The 17,292-nt window shown below is 61.5% G+C and carries 12 protein-coding genes and 2 pseudogenes; 3 read left to right on the top strand and 11 right to left on the bottom strand.

Features of this window, described 5'->3' with window-relative positions:
• Positions 1–58 precede the first annotated feature (58 nt).
• The 11 genes from QVP03_RS10890 to QVP03_RS10840 all read right to left on the bottom strand — a co-directional run bounded on the left by QVP03_RS10890 (position 59) and on the right by QVP03_RS10840 (position 15,716).
• Entirely contained in the window at positions 59–979 is a 921-nt protein-coding gene (locus tag QVP03_RS10890; protein WP_022333465.1) for a lysophospholipid acyltransferase family protein, read from the bottom strand.
• A 15-nt stretch (positions 980–994) separates the two neighbouring features.
• The gene (locus tag QVP03_RS10885) at positions 995–2,374 is read right to left on the bottom strand and encodes a TIGR00341 family protein (protein WP_022333464.1); all 1,380 of its coding nucleotides are present in this window, start codon (positions 2,372–2,374) and stop codon (positions 995–997) included.
• A gap of 11 nt (positions 2,375–2,385) precedes the next feature.
• Positions 2,386–3,093, bottom strand: a complete 708-nt coding sequence (gene rsmI, locus QVP03_RS10880; RefSeq protein ID WP_022333463.1) for a 16S rRNA (cytidine(1402)-2'-O)-methyltransferase — start codon at positions 3,091–3,093, stop codon at positions 2,386–2,388.
• A 4-nt stretch (positions 3,094–3,097) separates the two neighbouring features.
• The gene (locus QVP03_RS10875; protein WP_022333462.1) at positions 3,098–4,663 is read right to left on the bottom strand and encodes a hypothetical protein; all 1,566 of its coding nucleotides are present in this window, start codon (positions 4,661–4,663) and stop codon (positions 3,098–3,100) included.
• Positions 4,664–4,817: 154 nt separating this feature from the next.
• Positions 4,818–6,452 carry a beta-N-acetylhexosaminidase gene (locus QVP03_RS10870; protein ID WP_022333461.1) on the bottom strand — a complete coding sequence of 545 codons (1,635 nt, stop codon included), beginning with the start codon at positions 6,450–6,452 and terminating at the stop codon, positions 4,818–4,820.
• An 83-nt stretch (positions 6,453–6,535) separates the two neighbouring features.
• On the bottom strand, positions 6,536–7,357 hold the full coding sequence (locus QVP03_RS10865) for an ROK family protein (RefSeq protein WP_022333460.1): 822 nt from the start codon (positions 7,355–7,357) through the stop codon (positions 6,536–6,538).
• Positions 7,358–7,364: 7 nt separating this feature from the next.
• Positions 7,365–8,369 carry a metallophosphoesterase family protein gene (locus QVP03_RS10860; protein ID WP_229111503.1) on the bottom strand — a complete coding sequence of 335 codons (1,005 nt, stop codon included), beginning with the start codon at positions 8,367–8,369 and terminating at the stop codon, positions 7,365–7,367.
• 16 nt (positions 8,370–8,385) lie between these two features.
• The gene (locus QVP03_RS10855) at positions 8,386–9,999 is read right to left on the bottom strand and encodes an MGH1-like glycoside hydrolase domain-containing protein (protein ID WP_018696843.1); all 1,614 of its coding nucleotides are present in this window, start codon (positions 9,997–9,999) and stop codon (positions 8,386–8,388) included.
• Between the two features lie 9 nt (positions 10,000–10,008).
• Positions 10,009–11,940 (bottom strand): alkaline phosphatase, encoded by a 1,932-nt coding sequence (locus tag QVP03_RS10850; protein WP_022333458.1) that lies wholly within the window; start codon positions 11,938–11,940, stop codon positions 10,009–10,011.
• 9 nt (positions 11,941–11,949) lie between these two features.
• Complete coding sequence (locus QVP03_RS10845; protein ID WP_022333457.1) at positions 11,950–12,792, bottom strand: endonuclease/exonuclease/phosphatase family protein; 843 nt, start codon at positions 12,790–12,792, stop codon at positions 11,950–11,952.
• An 11-nt stretch (positions 12,793–12,803) separates the two neighbouring features.
• Positions 12,804–15,716 carry a GH92 family glycosyl hydrolase gene (locus QVP03_RS10840; protein ID WP_256166445.1) on the bottom strand — a complete coding sequence of 971 codons (2,913 nt, stop codon included), beginning with the start codon at positions 15,714–15,716 and terminating at the stop codon, positions 12,804–12,806.
• Positions 15,717–16,027: 311 nt separating this feature from the next.
• Between QVP03_RS10840 and QVP03_RS13785 the strand changes: the two are divergent.
• From QVP03_RS13785 to QVP03_RS10825, 3 genes and pseudogenes are all read left to right on the top strand, one after another.
• Positions 16,028–16,570 (top strand): annotated as a pseudogene (locus QVP03_RS13785) (transcriptional regulator); the annotation flags it as partial.
• Positions 16,524–16,802: pseudogene (locus tag QVP03_RS10830) on the top strand (substrate-binding domain-containing protein); the annotation flags it as partial. The pseudogenes QVP03_RS13785 and QVP03_RS10830, both read left to right, overlap by 47 nt.
• A 27-nt stretch (positions 16,803–16,829) precedes the next feature.
• Positions 16,830–17,207 (top strand): helix-turn-helix domain-containing protein, encoded by a 378-nt coding sequence (locus tag QVP03_RS10825; protein WP_229065175.1) that lies wholly within the window; start codon positions 16,830–16,832, stop codon positions 17,205–17,207.
• Positions 17,208–17,292: the final 85 nt, after the last annotated feature.

The following is a 17,292-nucleotide window of genomic DNA, read 5'->3' as shown; positions in this document are numbered from 1 at the left end:
GACGCTCGGCAGGAAGCGGCGCAGGTGTTCCGCGCCGTTCCAGTTGAGTATGACGATTTTAACGATTGGCATTCGTGCGTTTGTGTTTCCAGCGGCGGTGCGACCACATCCAGAGCTCGGGATGCTCGCGGATCATGGCTTCCAAACGTCTAACGTAGCGTTCCGTGATTTCGTATTCGGCGACCTCCTCCACACCGTCATAGATCGGTTCGAACGACATCTGGTAACGTCCCCGCTGCAAGCGCTCCATCCGGACGAAATAGACCGGCAGGTTACAGCGCAGCGCCAGTTTCTCCCCGCCATCGAAGAAGATCGTATCCTGGTTGAGAAAGCGGAACCAATGGCTGTCGGGGCGGCGCGGCGGGTTCTGGTCGGCGATAAGCCCCATCACGAGGTTCTTGCCCTCGATGCCGCGTTCCCTGTTGCGCAGGTAGAAGCGCAGCGAATCCTTCATCGCCACGGTCATCGAATTCTCGTAGTTGCGCAGGCGCTGGTAAAGGCGTTCCATCACTTTGCTGCGCAACGGGTGGTAAACGGCCACGAGCATCTGCGAGCGTTCGTAAAGCCCCCAGTAGGAGCAATACTCCCAGCAGCCGAAATGGGCCGTCATGGCGATCCAGTCACGGCCGTGCACCTGCGCATAATGTTCCTCGAACCCTTTTACGGTGAGTACCGTACGGCCTTTTTCCTCGCTCATGTGGGCCATATTGACCGTATCGACGAAAATCTCGGCAAGCGTACGGTAAAAACTGCGGCAGACGGCCGCCCGTTCCTGCTCGCTTTTTTCGGGGAACGAGTTCCGCAAATTGGCCTTCACGACCTTCATGCGGTAGCGCAGGCAATAATATATGATGAAAAAGAGCAGGTTTTCAACAATGTAGTACTTGAACCAGTAAGGCATCACGGCAAATACCCGCGCCCCAAGCCACAGGAACTCCAACCATATCTTTTGTATGAAATTCAGCTCTGTACGTTTCATCCGGAAAATCAGCGGTTACGGTTCGACGAAAAGTTTTACATTGGCGACCTTGGTGCGGATTCTCAGCCAGTTCGCGAGCGTCGTCCGGTCGATGGAATCAGATGCGACTTTCGGCGTGACCACACAGACGAGCGTCGTATCGAGCGGTGCGCCCGAAACGTCGAACGTAATGCCCTTCATGAGCGATATGGCCCTGACGTTCGTGGTCATGGCACCCACCTCGCGCGAAATGTCGTCCACCTCGACATTCGTGACGCGGTAGCGTTTCAGCTGCGCAGCCATCTCGCCGATGCGCCTGTTCTTCTCCTCCAGAAGCTCGAGGTAACTTTGTTGCAGTGACGCCACGTCGATCTTGTCCGTGGTGTTTGCCTGGCGGACGACCAGCTCGGCCTTGTCGAGCCCGAAGCTACCCATCTGCGTGCGGGCGTTTTCTATGGTTCCGTCGTCGAGCGGCTCCCCCAGGAGCAGCAGTTCGATCTGCGACGGATGTCCGTGGTGTGCGTAACGCTTATTGCACTCGATCACACGCGTATGGGGAAAATTGAATACCTGCGAGACATATTTGTCGGCCGCCGCCTCGAAAAGCGACACCCTGACCATGTGGAACCCGATGACGACGCTCGGGATGAAGGTCACCAGCGTGATGACCATCATCAGCCGCTTCACGTTGCGCTCGCGCACCTTGTCGATGAACGCCTTTTTCTCGTATTTCAGGAACCGCACCATGGCATAGGTCGCCAGGGCGATGAATACCGAGTTGATGAAAAAGAGGTAGAACGCCCCGAAGAAAAACCGTATCTGCCCCGTGGCAAGGCCGAAGCCCGCGGTACAAAGGGGCGGGATCAGCGCCGTAGCGATCGCCACGCCCGGGATCACGGTCGAAGTGCGATCCTGCCGCGTCTGCGCCACGATACCAGCCAGGCCGCCGAACAATGCGATCAGCACGTCGTAGGTCGTCGGCACGGTACGTGCCAGCAACTCGCTGCTGTTCGACGACAGGGGCGACACCAGGAAATAGGCTGTCGAGGTGACGATCGCCACGACGAACATCAGCGCATAATTGCGCAGCGACTTTTTGAGCAGTTCGAAATCGTTGATACCCAGCGAGAGGCCGATGCCCATGATCGGCCCCATGATGGGCGAGATGAGCATGGCGCCGATAATCACGGCGGCCGAATTGACATTCAGGCCCAGCGACGCGATCATCGTCGCAAAAATCAGCACCCACAGGTTGACCCCGCGGAATACCACCCCTTTGGAGATCGACGCCACGACCTCGTCGCGCTGTGCCTTGTCTTCGTCGAGGCTGAAACGCCCCCGGAGGAATTCACGCATCTCTCCCAGCCATGCCGAGGAAGAACGTTTGATCCGATGCGTATCGTTGTTGTTTTCCATTTTCCAGTCCTTTATTCAGTCTCCTCATCCGGTAATTCCCTCTTCGGTTTGGGTTTCCCGGCCAATACGATCACAAATTCGCCTTTGGGTTCCGTCGTACGAAAATGTTCCAGCACTTCGGCGACAGTGCCCCGCACGGTCTGCTCGAACTTCTTGGTCAGCTCACGCGATACGGACACCCTGCGTTCCGATCCGAAAACTTCGGCGAACTGTTCGAGGCATTTCACCACCCGGTAGGGCGATTCGTAGAATACCATCGTGCGCTCCTCGTCGGCAAGCGACTGCAACTGCTTCGCCCGCCCCTTTTTCTGGGGCAGAAACCCCTCGAAACAAAACCGGTCGCACGGGAATCCGCTCTGCACAAGAGCGGGAACCAGCGCCGTGGCACCGGGGAGCGTCTCGACCTCGATGCCGGCCTCGACACACGTCCTGACCAGCAGAAACCCCGGATCGGAGATCCCGGGCGTCCCGGCGTCCGAGACCAGCGCGGCATTGCGTCCGGCGGCAATCGACCCGGCCACCATCTTGACCGTGGCGTGTTCGTTGAACTTGTGGTGCGAATGGAGTTTTTTCTCGATACCGAGGTGTCTGAGCAGGAACGACGTAGTACGCGTATCCTCGGCGAGGATGAAATCCACCTCGCGCAGCACATTGACCGCCCGCAGCGTGATATCGTCGAGGTTCCCGATCGGGGTAGGTACGATATAGAGCTTGGCCATGGGGCTATGCGAATTTACGTTCGAGCAGTTCCATCAGGAACTTCGCGCCGTCGGAATTGGCATTCCAGACATAATTCTCGGCAATGTAAATCATGCAGTCGTCGAAATCGCCGAAGGCATCGAGCTTGTCGAGCGCCGCTTCGTAAGCCCGGGCATCGCCGTCGAACAAGTCGCGGATCATCAGGAACTTGTCGTTGATGCCGATGGCGCGCCTCAGGTCGGTGACGGGCTCGCTGCGGCGCAGTTCCGAGGCCATGTCGCGCGGCGGCACAATCGTATCGGCCAGCGTCTGTTTGTCATGGTTGATCACTTCGCCCAGTACGGCCCCGTTATTCGGCGCCCCGTTCCCTGCAAGGGTAATCTCCTCGAAATCGGGCTCTTCGTCGTCATTCCCGGTGTCGGGCACGGGTGCCGGACGCTGCGACACGGACGCCGCATACACCCCTTCCGCAGGAGCTTCATCCCCGGCGAACATACGCTGGGTGTCCGGGACAGAAACGCCAGGGCCGGATACCGGTTCCGGGCTGTCGGTTGCCAGACTGTCGGTTGGAAGCTGCGGCCGCCCGGCCGCGGTTCTTGCGGCGTCCCCCGCGGCAGGTGCCGGAGCAGGCTTTTCGGCCGTTGGCCGTGCAGCCGTGGGTTCGGGATTGTAAAGCGACATGATTACCCGCTGTTTATGGCGGTGGCGCTGGGTCTCCTCTTCGATGCCGAACAAGGTCGGCGCGATCGGCTGCGGCGCTGCCGCAGGATGCGTCCCCGCTCCGGGAGCCGGGTGGGTAACGCCCGTTTCCGCCCCTGATCCGGCAATTGCTTCCGGTTCGGGCATCCCCGAGGGTGCTTCCCGGTGTGCGGGCTCGTCCCGGGGGGCGGTTGCCCCTTGCGGCCCGGATGCCCCCGGCACACGGGCAAGCTCCTGCGAACCGGAATCCCCATGCGATTCGGATGCCGCCGCAATATTTTCAGCCGGCACTTCCTTGCCGGCGCTATTTCCAGTCGATTCGGGCGCAGGAATTTCTTCCGCAGCCGGGGTTTCAGGATCGGAAACCAGCCCGGCAACCGGGGGTTCAGCCTCCGCAATCGGCCCCGCAGCCGGTTCAGCCGGGATTTCGGCAGGTTCCGCAACAACCCCGGCCGGCTCTTGTCCGTCCGCCGGCACGGAATCCAGCACGGATTCGGCCACCGTTTCCGCCACCGCGGTATCGCAATCGGGGAAATCTGCCCCGGACTCCGCCACGGGCAGGCCGGCCAGGGGCGCAATGAACCCTGATTCGGGTTCCGGCCCGGATCCGGAGAGCGACGGTAATTCGGGTTCCGCCACGGACAGCGACTCGATCGAAAGCACCTCGCCGAGGTCTAAGCTGACCGGAATCTCCGTCGGGAAGGGTTCCTGTCCGGAGGCATCTGCCGCGGGAGGTTCCGCCTCCGCACCGAAACGCACGGCCTCGTAGAGTGTCCGCAACTTATCGAGTACGAGATCCCGCTCGAGGGAGCCGATCTCCTGGTTCGCATTCCAGCCTTCAACGATTTCCGAGAGCTTGCGCAATTCGCTCCGCACGTATTTCAAATCCATAATCCGCACACTTTTTGCCTCCAAAGATAGGAAAAATTTACGAACACGCCGCCCAAAACCCGAGATAATATCCCCGAGGGCCTGCGGCGCCGCTGCGGGGCACAAAAAACGGGGATCGACACACAGCCGATCCCCGTTCGTATGCGGGAGTAGTCTACTCCCCGAAAATATGCCGCGCATAATTATACCCGCAGGCATCGTAGATCCGCGCCAGGCGGCGGACACGGTGCAGATAGCCGGCATAATCCTTCCGGTCGAGGCTCCACCCCACTTCGGCCAGCGCGCTCAGGCGCGGCAGAAGCATATATTCGGCATGGGGCCATGTCGCGATATACTCCGTCCACAGGTTGGCCTGCACGCCCAGGATACAAACCTGCTCGGCAGGCGTCAGCTGCTCGTAAGGATCGAGTTCGTAGACCTTCTCCACAGGTAGGTACCCGCCGATGGCAAGGGGTTCGCGGGCCGTATCGCGCGTCTGGTAGTAATCCAGGTAGCAGTTCGTGGTCGGCGCCATGATGGCATGGTTGCCCTGCCTGGCGGCCTCGATCCCCCCTTTCGCTCCGCGCCACGACATGATGGTCGCCGTCGGGGTGACATCGCCTTCGAGAATCTCATCCCAGCCGATCAGGCGGCGTCCGCGGGCGTTCAGAAACTTTTCGACGCGCGCCGTAGCGTAATTCTGCAACTGGCGCGGGCGCCTCAGCCCTTCGGCCTTCATGCGCGCCTTGCAATGCGGGCACTTCTCCCACATCACCGTCGGACATTCGTCGCCGCCGATATGGATGTATTCCGACGGGAAAAGGCCGACGACCTCTTCCAGCACCCCCTCGATGAATTCGAAGGTCGTCTCCTTGCCGATGCAGAACACCCTGTCGTCGATATCCCAGGTCTGGCGCACCTCGTATTGTTCGCCCGTGCAGCCGAGCCACGGATAGGAGGCCAGCGCGCCCACGGCATGTCCGGGGAATTCGATCTCGGGGATCACCGTGATAAAACGCTTCGCGGCGTAGTCCACGATGTCGCGGATCTCGTCCTGCGTATAGTAACCGCCATAGGGCGTTTCGTCGAACTTGCAGTTTTCGTCGTACTCGCCGCCCGGGTCGCGGCCGATCAGCGTACGGCTGCGTACGGAACCCACCTCGGTCAGTTTCGGGTATTTCTTAATCTCGATACGCCATCCCTGGTCGTCGGTCAGGTGCCAGTGGAACACGTTGAGCTTATGCAGGGCCATGATATCGAGCGCCTCCTTCACTTCGTCGACCGTGAAGAAATGGCGGCAGACGTCGAGCATCATGCCCCGGTAGCCCAGGCACGGTTTGTCCTCGATCGTCACGACGGGCAGCTCCACGGCCCGCACGTTGGCCGCACCGTAAGCCGCAGCGGGGATCAGCTGGCGGAGGGTCTGCACCGCATAGAACGCCCCGGCTGCGCTCCCGGCAACAATCTCCGCACGCCCGGGCGTAATCTCCAGGCGGTAGCCATCCGCCGGCATCGCCGCGTCGCACGAGATATTCAGCGCCCCGTCGAGGGGCACGTCGGCATGCCGCACCCGCAACCCTTTGCCGAACACCGGTTCCAGTACCTGGTCGAGCGCCCCGGTCACACAGGCCAGACTGTCGTCGCCGGACAGCAGCACCGCTTCGGTCGAAGCGGTCAGCAAAAAAGTTCCCTGCCCCTTCGCGACGCGTTCGGGGAGCGGTACCACCGCGACTTCATCGTCGGCGGGGATTACCTTACCGCAGCCGCAGAGGGCTGCACAAAGGACAACGAGGGGTATAAGTCTCTTCATATCCGGGTTATTTTAAATGGAGGTTCCTCCGAAACACAAGGTAAAAATAAGGCAAAAAACGGACAAATCAAAACCCCGGCCCGTTATTCGCACGCCGAAGCCCCCAGCAGCCCCACGTGTTCGACCGACGAACAGCAGATATGGAGCCGTTCGACCGTCTTGGCATACGGGAACTGTTTCAACTGCTCGTACATCGCTTCCCGGAAAAACCCGAAGGCATGGGCGATGCTCCCGCCGAAAACGATCGCTTCGGGGTCGTAGGCATAGAGGATCATCATCACCAGCCGCCCGATATGTCCGCCGAATTCGTGCCACAGCGCCAGCGCCGCGGGATCGCCCGCCAGGGCACGCTCGTAGGCTTCCTTGCCCGTCGTGCCGCGGCCTACGAAGAAACGGCTGCTGCAATAGTATTCGTAATCGCGGTCGAGGTACGGAATGCTCCCGATCTCCCCGGCGCCCGTATCGTGCCCGCAATAGAGTTCGCCGCCGATCACGATCCCCGCGCCGACACCCGTGCCGAGCGCCACGCACACCACGTCGCTGTATGCGCTCGCCTCGCCGAAGCGGCTGACGCCCAAAGCAAAGCAATTGCAGTCGTTGTTGACATATACCGGGACGCCGAACCGTTTTTCGAGCAGGTCTTTGAGGTATACCTCGCGCCACGACGGGATGCCTACGACATTGTAGACGATCCCGCGCGCCGCATCCACGACCGACGGCACGCCGATGCCGATGCGGGCGACGTCGGAGGTGATGAGCTTCCCGATGAGCGAGGCAATTTGATCCACGACCTCCCCTTCGGGGCGGTCGGCTTTGCAGGGTTCGGAGAGCAACCGCACGATGCGGCCATCCTTCACCAGGCCGGCGCGCACGTTCGTGCCGCCCAAATCCACACCAATCCTCATCGCGCAATCAGTTGTTATTTTTGACTTTCACAACTTTCCCGCCGCGGAATTCCACATGGTCTGCAATCCGGCCGTCGCGCTCGTGTATCCACGTCTCGAAGCCTCGTTCGCCCTCGGTCAGCACGAGGATGCGCACCCCCGGCCGCAGGTTGTTGTAGGTCGTATCGTCGCCCGAAAAACGACCGTAACCGAGGGCGATACCCTTCTCGGCCACCACATAGTCGATGTCGTGGTCGTGCCCCACGAAGATGCCCATCACATCGCCGCACTCGGCCATCGCGGCGAACATGCCGGGGTTCAGCGCCCCGGGGCATTCATCCTCGGCGGCACGGCCGACATGCGTATTGTCGGGGTTCCGCCATGCAGCGACGTATTCGGGCAGGGCGATATGGAAAAACGCCAGCGCCGGCAGCGGCTTCCCGCCGTTGGCCGCGGTATAGGCGGCGCTGCGGGCACGGTACCAGCCCACCTGCTCCTGCGTGAACCAGCCGTAGCCGTCGATAGACGGGATTGTTGAATAATCGTGCGAATCGAGGCAGTAGAGCAATGCCGCAGGTTGCGTCGTCCCGGCGATCTCCAGCACCACGTCGGCCAGTTCGCCCCCGGCGCCGAGCGTATTGAGCGTGCCGGCATACGAGGTGACGATGCGGCCGATCTCCGCGCGTGTGAGATCCTGCTCGGCGTCGTGGTTCCCCAGCACCACGCAAAACGGCAGGTTGCGTTCCGCGACGGGCTCCAACACGCGGTGCCACGCTTCGGCGGCGGGCTTGCCCGTCACCACGTCGCCCGTGAAGACCACCAGGTCGGGATGCTCCGCATCGAGGATGTAGCGCATTTGGGCGATGGTTTTTTCCGCCTGCGCCCGGCGGTAAGGCGTACCGAGGTCGAGGTGCACGTCGGTGAACTGTGCGATCCGGAATTTGCCGTCCCGGCCGAAATGCAGGGCGGGCGCCTGTGCCTGTGCCGAACACCACAGGGCGACGGCACACATAAGAGTCGTTATCTTTTTCATAAGTAGGTTAGGTTCCTTAGTTCAGTTTCACGCTGCCGCTCTTCTCCACGCGGACGGTGCGGCTCTGCCCGTCGCCCCACGTCACCGTCAGGTCGAACGGCACGTTGGTCGTAACGCTCACCGCAGGCACGTCCCCGGCTGAATTGCGGCCCTTGACCTTCAGCCCTACGACGCCCTCGGGGCCATAGGGATAGCGGTCGATGCCGTGGGCCTCGGTATGGTTGATATCCCATACGATACGCCCCTCGGAATAGTCGGATTTGATGCCGAGGATATACTCGATGAACACCGCGATCGGCGGCAGCCCTGCCCAGCCCACGAAGTCCTTGCGGGCCATGAACCCGGGTTCGATCTTCTCCGGGGCATAGTACTCCCAGAAAGTCCCGGTATTCTTCCACACTTCGAATACGGCGTTGAAATGGTTTTCGGCCACCTCCAGCGCAAGGTCATGGTAGCCCTTGCGGTAGAGGCCGTCGATGACCATGTAATTGGCACCCGGCCATACGCCGCCCTGCCAGTAACGGCCCGTCGGGTTGTATTTCGGGTGGTCGGCCGAGAGCGACGGCACGCGGTGCGGACGGTCGAATTCGGCCGTGTCCGCCAGGTGCGCCACCATGCGATCCATCCGCCCCTTGTCCAGCGCGTCGGCCTGCAGGGCCCAGAAGGCGCCGATCCCCTTGGTCGTGCAGAGCGACCCGTCGCCGTAGCGGTCGTAGAGGAAACCCGTCGCATCGTCCCACAGGTGTTCGTTGACATAGGCGCGCAGCCGTTTCATCTCGTCCTCCATGTCCTCGATCTCCTGCCAGCGTTCGATGTGGAAACCGATGTTGAGCAGCGACTCGTCGACCAGCATCTGCTGCAGGTTGGTGTCAAGCCATACCATGTGGCCGTGCGAGAAGATCGGGTTGTATTCGGGCTTCACGCGGGGCATGTTGTCCATGCCCGTCCCCCACCCGCTCGACCAGTAGGTGCCGTCGGGCCACGTGCGGTTGAGCCGCCACCACTTGGCATAGGCGCACAGGGCGGGGAAAACCTTGTGCAGGCGGTCGATGTCGCCGAACTGGCGGTAATACATCAGTTCGACCCACGGCAGCAGGTTGGGCCCCGTCGAGGTGGGATCGTAGCGCTCGAAGCAGTCGGAGCCGTCGGCACGGATCTCGCGGCAGATAAACCCGTCGGGATGCTGCTTGGCGTAGAAGTTGTCCAGCGTGCGCTGGAACGGGAAAAAGCGGTAACCGTAGCGGGCGAACATCATCATGAACGAAGCGTCCCACATGAAGATATTGCCGTTGTAGGCAATATCGAGGTAAGGCGACACGAACCCGGAGCCCTCCTGCGGCTGGCGGATGTTGCCCACGGCGATCTGCCAGGCGTGCCAGTACATCTCGACCTCCTTTTCATGCCCTTCCCACACGGGCGAGGGCAGGATCTTGCGCGCCTCGGCGAACGTCCGGGGTTTGATGTGTTCGGGTTTGGCCGTGCGGAACTCGTTCTCGGCCACGAATACCTCCTTTACATAGGTGTTTTTGTAGGGCAGCTTGTAGGGCCCCGATTTGAGGTCTTGCGCCCCTGCCGTGCCCGCTGCGAAGACCAGCGACACGAATGCCGCGATTTGTTTGCGTAGCGTCATAGTATGCGGTTATTTTATCAGTGATTTTATCCTGCGTGCAATCTCGGTATTCATGTAGGTGCCGCAGAACTTGTCGGCGCCCGGGCCGTAGGCGAATACCGGAAGCATAGCGGGCGTATGGTCGTCGGAGACATAGACGCCCGTCACGCGCCCCGTATGCTCGTCGCCGTCGACCACCACCAGGCCGCCGGTTTCATGGTCGGCCGTGACGATGACGAGCGTCTCGCCGTTCGAGTCGGCGAATTTCAGCGCCTCGGCGACGGCCAGGTCGAAGCTCAACATTTCGATAATAGAACCGGGCAGGCAGCGCGAATGCCCCGCATAGTCGATCTTGGCACCCTCGACCATCAGGAAAAACCCTTCGCCGCCGCGTTCCCGCAATTTGGCGATCGAAGCACGCGTGGCATCGGCCAGCAGTGTCAGGTTGGTCTCCTCGGCCGCGTCGTCCATCGCCTCGTCGATGCAGATGACCTTGCCCTTCGCGGCATCGATCCCATCGACCGAACGCACGAAATCGTATTGTTTCTCCAGCTCCCCGACCAGGTCGATCCCGTCCTTGCGGCGTGTAAATTCACGGATGCCGCTGCCGCAAAGCAGGTCGATACGCCCGTCCATGAGGCAGCGGGTCAGCTCGTCGGCATTGTCGCGCTCGACCGAATGCCCGTAGAAGGCCGTCGGCGTGGCATCGGCGATGTTACCCAGCGTCACGACGCCCACGGGCAGCCCCCTGTCGTGGAAGAAATCGCTCAGCGAGGGATACGGCACGCCCTCCGGGCTCATCGAGATATGGCGGTTATCGTGACGTTCGCCCGTGGCCAGGGCGCTGCCGCCGGCAGCCGAATCGGTCGTGAAGGCATCCAGCGCATTGTTCTGTTGCAGGCCGATATATTTCATCTGCAGGGTCGACAGCCCCTTGTTGGCATAGAAAGCCGCCACGATCTGCGACAGCCCCATGCCGTCGCCGATCAGGTAGATCACGTTGCGAACCCGTCCCCGGCCCCCGTCGTTGCGGTAAGTCGGGGTGTAGACGTCGATGCCCTTGGAGAGTTGCAGCTTATCGTTCTGGAAGCCCCGGAAATCGCGCGTGGTCTTGTCCAGGCGCTTGGTGCCCGTCACGCCTTCGGCGGCCGTGCGGCATTCGCCGATCTGGAAATTCTTGTTGCCGAAATCATCGAAGAACGCGGCGCACGCCTCGGGGTGGTCGGTATTGAGGTAGTCGATACCCATATTATAAAAGGTATAGTAAACCGTCGTCCCTTCGGGGGCGCCCCAGAAACGCACGGGTTTTCCCCAGGCGTGCGCGCGGTCGATGACCGTCTCCAGTTCCGCACGCTCGGCCGGGATGATCGAGCCCTTGCCGTTCCACTGCGAATAGTCGCTGAAATCGGCGCTTACGAGGGCGATGCGCTCCAGTTGCGCGGGCGTATAGTCGGCATCCCACACCCCGTCGAAACGGATATAGGAGGGATATTTGCCGAAATCGGCCGGTGCCGGGACACGCCCCGTGACGGCGACGCGCACGGCCTCGGGGTTCACCGCCGGATCGAACACCTCGGGATAGCGGCCCAGCAATGCCGCAACGGCCTGCAAAGTCGGTTCGGTAGCAGACTTGAGCTCGACCATCAGTTGAAGGTGTTCGCCGGAATCCTTCCACGCCCGCCCGCCGTTACGCCCGAAGAGCGTCACCAGCGGTTCGACGTAGAGCGCCTCGAAGGTCATGCCGGGCGAAAGGTCTTCGACCTCGTGCCCCACGAGCAGCTTGCCGTCGTGCAGGAACACGTCGGCCTCGATGGAATAGACCTGCTGGGCGTACGCCTGCCAGAAGGGGGCACGGCGGCAATAATCGTTGTGCGAATGGATCAGGATGGGGCGCTCGGCCACAGCCGTGGCGCAGGTGCACAGTGCTGCGAACAGCAGCCAGATTTTGAGTATCTTTTTCATTGCGGGATGTTATTTTTCGAATTTGACGATGGCCATCACGGGGGCATGGTCGGAGACATAACCGCCACCGAGCGTATCGGGCAGCACCTCGTAAAGGTCGGCGGCGATGCCGTCGCTCACGAAGATGTAGTCGAGCAACGGGCGTTCGGCCTCGGGTATCTGCCCGAAGTCGGAAAAGCTCCACTCCGTGCCGGATTTACGGGCGGCGACCTGCTTCACGTCATGCAGTACGCCGTCTTTCTGCACGTGCGCCACGACCGACGAGCCGGGCTCGGAATTGAAATCGCCCGTCAGGATCACAGGCCGATCCCCGCGCAGCGCTTCGATGCGCTCCCTGAGCAGGTTCACGCCTTCGTCGCGGGCGACCTGCCCTACATGGTCGAGGTGGGTGTTGACGAAGAGGAACTCCCGGCCCCCTTCCCTGTCATGCAGTACGACCCAGGTTGCCACGCGCTCGCAGGCGCCGTCCCACCCTTTCGAGCCTGCGACGTCGGGGGTTTCGCTCAGCCAGAAAGTCCCGGATTCGAGGGGCGTAAAACGATCCCGCCGGTAAAATACGGCACTGAACTCGCCCGCCTCGGCACCGTCCTCACGGCCGACGCCCACCGCAGCATAGCCGGGCAGCAAACGCTTCAGGTCGCCGAGCTGGTTGGCAAGCAGCTCCTGCGTGCCGAAAACGTCGACGCCGTGCGAAGCGATCACCTCGGCGACCCGCCCGCGGCGGAAACGCCAGTTGTCCGCCCCGTCTTCGGGGTTGTCGTAACGCATGTTGAAGGTCATGACGCTGAGCGTCGTGGCCGAACCGCAGGCAGTGAACGCCGCTGCCGCAAGAAGATAGAACAATCGTTTCATAACTTTATAGTTTAATCAGCGGGACAATCGGGAAATTCAACGTACAAACGCTCCGCGGGGATCTGCTCGAAGAGAGCCGCTCCGGGCGCCCTCCAGCCCCAGGAGAGATCCTGCCCCTCGTAATCCTCGAAATACATGAGCGTATAGGGATGCAGACCCGCTTCGAGCGCCACGCGCCCGGTCGCCATGACCGAAGCGTGCGACCCATCGTTGTCGACCACCTTCCGGTCGCCGATCACGAGCACGCTGCCGTCATCGCTCTTGGTCATGAACTCCCACACGCCCCGTTCGGGAATACGGATCCAGCCGTTGAAAATATATCCGAAATGGTCTTCCTGCGGGGCATCGGCAATCGACGGCTCGGGCATTGTCCCGGACGCCACGAGCTTTCCCCGGCGAATCTCGTCCACATGCGAGAACACGCCTTCGTAACAGGCATAGGCGACACCCGGACGCATGGCCGCGCCCGCTCCGGGCAGTCCCTTGCGGAATACGGCCTTCTCGGCTTGGAGCGTCAGCGTACGGCTCGGTGCGGCTCCGGGTTTGAATCCCCGCGCTTTGAGCGTCAGCGAGCGGTCGACAACGACGGGCCCGGCATAGAGCACCGAGGTTTCGTCCGGCTCCGAGCCGTCGAGCGTATAGCGGATTTCGGCTCCGGCCGTCGTCGTGGCCAGGGCGACGGGCACAGGCTCGGTGAAGAGGCTCACGTTCTGCGTGGTATAGGGAATCGAAACGACCTGGCCGCGCGTAAGCGAATAGGGCTCTGCTGCGGCATCCGTTCCACGGGCGTAATCGGGTTCCGCACGGAGTTCGAAATGCAGTTCCCCACCCTGCATCAGTTGTTCGTAGGTGATGAAATTTTCGGTCACGGGCACTCCGTCGAGCGTCACCGAAGCGATATAGGTATTGCGGCGGGGGTTGTTTGCCGTAACGGTCAGCGTGCGGCCGTTGGCCAGGCGCACGACGGCCTTCGGGAATTGGGGTGCGGTCAGCGCAAACTGGTTCGAGCCGGGGCAGACGGGATAGAAGCCCAGGCTGGAGAAGATGTACCACGCCGACATCTGGCCGCAGTCCTCGTTGCCGATGATCCCCGCGGGCGTCGGGGCGTACATCCCGTGCAGCAGGCTGCGCGTGAGCTCCTGTGTCCGCCACGGCTGCCCGACATAATTGTAGAGGTAGGCCATGTGGTGGCTGGGTTCGTTGCCGTGGGCATACTGCCCCATGAGCCCCGTCACGTCGCTTACGTCGAGCTGCATCTCGTCCGATTCGAGCGTAAAGAGCCGATCCAGTTCACGGACGAATGCCGCGCGGCTGCCGAAAAGCCCGGCGAGCCCGTTCACGTCGTGCGGCACGAAGAAACGGTAGTGCCACGGCGTGGCCTCGGTATAGTCGCGCCCCGTGGCGAACTCTTCGAACGGCTCAGACCAGTTGCCGTCCGTCCCGCGGCCGCGGAAGAAACAGGTCGATCCGTCGAAGACATTGGCGTAGTTGAGCGCCCGCTGCGCATATTCCCGGGCGACGTCGTCCCGGCCCATAGCCCCGGCCATGCGGGAGATCGCCCAGTCGTCGTAGGCATATTCCAGCGTGCAGGAGACCGACTCGCGCTTGATATTGGAAGGTATAAACCCCTGTGCCACATAGTAATCGGAACCTTTCTTATTGATGTTCGACGAGCGGATCATCGCATCGAGCGCCTTTTCGGCATCGTATCCGCGGATACCTTTCAGGTAGGCGTCGGCAATGACCGACGCGGCATGGTAGCCGATCATCGTCCCCGTCTCGCCCGACGCGAGCGGCCAGATCGGAAGCTCGCCCGTTATGTCGTACATGTCGAGCATACTGCGGATCATGTCGTTGACTAACGTCGTATCCACCAGCGTCTGCAACGGGTTCCACGCGCGGAAAGTGTCCCACAGCGAGAATGTCGAATAGTAGGCACCGCCCTGCGGCATACGCGCGATGCGCTGGTCGTGACGGCGGTACTCGCCGTTGACATCGCTCATCAGATTGGGCGTCAGCTTGGTATGGTACTGCGCCGTATAGAAATTGACCATTTCGTCGCGCGAACCGCCCTCGACGACGATGTCGCCCAGCGCTTCGCGCCACAGCGCGGCGGCACGCGCATGCACGGCATCGAAATCCAGCTCCGGCACCTCGGCGACGCTGTTGAGACGGGCATTCTCAGCGCTGACCGACGACAACCCGACGGCTATCGTAAGCGTTTCGGTGTCCGGCGCAAAGGTCAGCACGGCCTGTTTGTCGCCCAGCAGCCGCACGTCGGCGAAAGGCTCCGAAAAACGGGCGGAGAAAAAGACATACTGGTCGGGCACCCACCCCTGCGTGCGGCGCATCCCGGCGATCTCATCGGGCGCCGTCGTCCGCAATTCGCGCATGTCGACCTGCTCCTCGGCGATCGTGTGCATCAGGTCGACGACCACCTGCCGCGGCCCCTTGCCCGTAAAGGTATAGCGATGCACGCCCGTACGGGGCGCCGCCGTAAGCTCCACCCGGATATTTTCACCGGGTAACTCCACGGCATAATAGCCGCAGGAGGCCTTCTCGTCCCCGTGCGAAAAGAAATAGGGCTGCAGGACGCAGGCGCCGTCGTGCAACACGATTTCGCGCGTGGTGGGATGGAACAGGATGTCGGCCAGGTCGGCACACCCCGTACCGCTGAGGTGCGTATGCGAAAAACCGTCGATGGTCGTATCGTCGTAATGGTATCCGGCGCAGGCGTCCCAGTCCCCGGCACGCGTGTCGGGGCTGAGCTGCACCATGCCGAACGGCGTCGTTGCGCCCGGGTAGGTATGCCCGTGGTAGCCCGTGCCGATGAACGGGTCTACATAATCGACCGGGCCGGCCGGTCGCGGCGCGCACGCAAGGAGCCCGAGGGCCAGCAAGGCGAAGGTAAGTTTTTTGGTCATGGCAGTTTCGGTGTATGCGCCCCGTCCGTAAAGCGTTCCATCAAAGATAAGGATTCCGGGGCGGTATTGCAAACCCCGGCAGCCGTATCTGCGCAGCATCGGAACCGGTCGCAGTTTAGGTTATACAAATATAAGAGAAGAGAAGCGTCCCGTCCGTGGCTATTTGCGCTTTTACATCCTCACATCGCGCAGAACCTTCCTATCCGGCGCCGAAACCCCGGCAGGAGTGCCTTTTCGCCCGAAATTCCGTCCTGGGGCAGAAAATTCCCGAAAAAAAGCTATCTTTACCCTCGAAGAGACCCAACCAGACCATGGCACGCGTAATTTTCCTGACCGATTTTTCCGAAGCCTATGCCCGCGAACTGCTGCTCGGCATGGCCCGCTATGCGCACGACACGGCGCAGGCGTGGAGCCTTTGCCGGCTGCCGTTGTCGATACGCGACAAGTTCGGCATAGAGGCGGTGGTCGAATGGGCCGTGCGGATGAAGGCCGACGCCGTGATCGGGCAGTTCTACAACACGGACAACGTCGGTCTGTTCCGCGAAAACGGCATCATCGCCATCGCGCAGGATTTCAAGAAGCGTTTCACGACGATCCCCAACATCACCGGGCCGCACCACCTTGCCGGCCGCATGGCCGCGGAGTATTTCCTGAAAAAGGGGTTCCGCAACTTCGCCTTCTACGGGACGCGGGGCATCGACTTCTCGGACGAACGCTGCCAGGGTTTCCGCGAGACCATCGAGCAGGCGAACCCCGATTTCACCTTCTCGTCGCTGCGCAGCGGAGCCCAGAACGACCTGTGGTACTATGACACGGCGCAGCTCATCACGTGGCTGCAATCGCTGCCCAAACCGGTGGCTATCATGGCCTGCGACGACAACCAGGCGTACCATATCACCGAAGCGTGCCTCCAGATCGAGGGGGGGGGGAAATTCGCGCATCCCCAACGACATAGCCATCCTGGGGGTAGACAACGACGAGACGATCTGCAAGCTCTCCGCCCCGAACCTTTCGTCGCTCAGCCAGGGCGTCGAGCAGGGCGGCTACGACGTGGCACGGCTGATCGACCGGCTGATCCGCAACCCCGAAGCGGAATGGGAAGACGTCATGGTGATGCCGCTCAACATCATCACCCGGCAATCGACGGACATCTATGCCAACAACGACCCGCACATCGCCGAGGTATTGCGCTACATCCATGAGAATATCAGCCAGAAGATCACGGTGGACGACCTGGTGAAACTGGTGCCCCTGTCGCGCCGCCTGCTCGAAACCCGCTTCAAGAAGGGCATGGGCACCTCGATCTACGATTACATCATCCAGACACGCATCGAAAAGATGATGCAGCTGCTGTGCGAAGGGCTGAGCGTATCCGAGGCGGCCGCCGAGCTGGGTTTCTCCGACATCAAGAACGTCTCGCGCACGTTCCGCCAGCTCAAAGGCCTCACCCCGTCGGAATACCGCAGCCAGGTCGCCCCGAAAAGGCGTTAGCACCGTCCCGCAAACAGGTGTCCCGCCCCGGGCATTGCGCACGGAGATCAAAATTCAAACATATCGGCCGTTTTTTGCGGAGGAT

The organism is Alistipes sp. CAG:29 (genome assembly GCF_000435435.1).
Classification (GTDB): domain Bacteria; phylum Bacteroidota; class Bacteroidia; order Bacteroidales; family Rikenellaceae; genus Alistipes; species Alistipes onderdonkii.
Note: the sequence above shows the minus strand (reverse complement) of the source record. Positions and strands in the feature narration are given on the sequence as shown.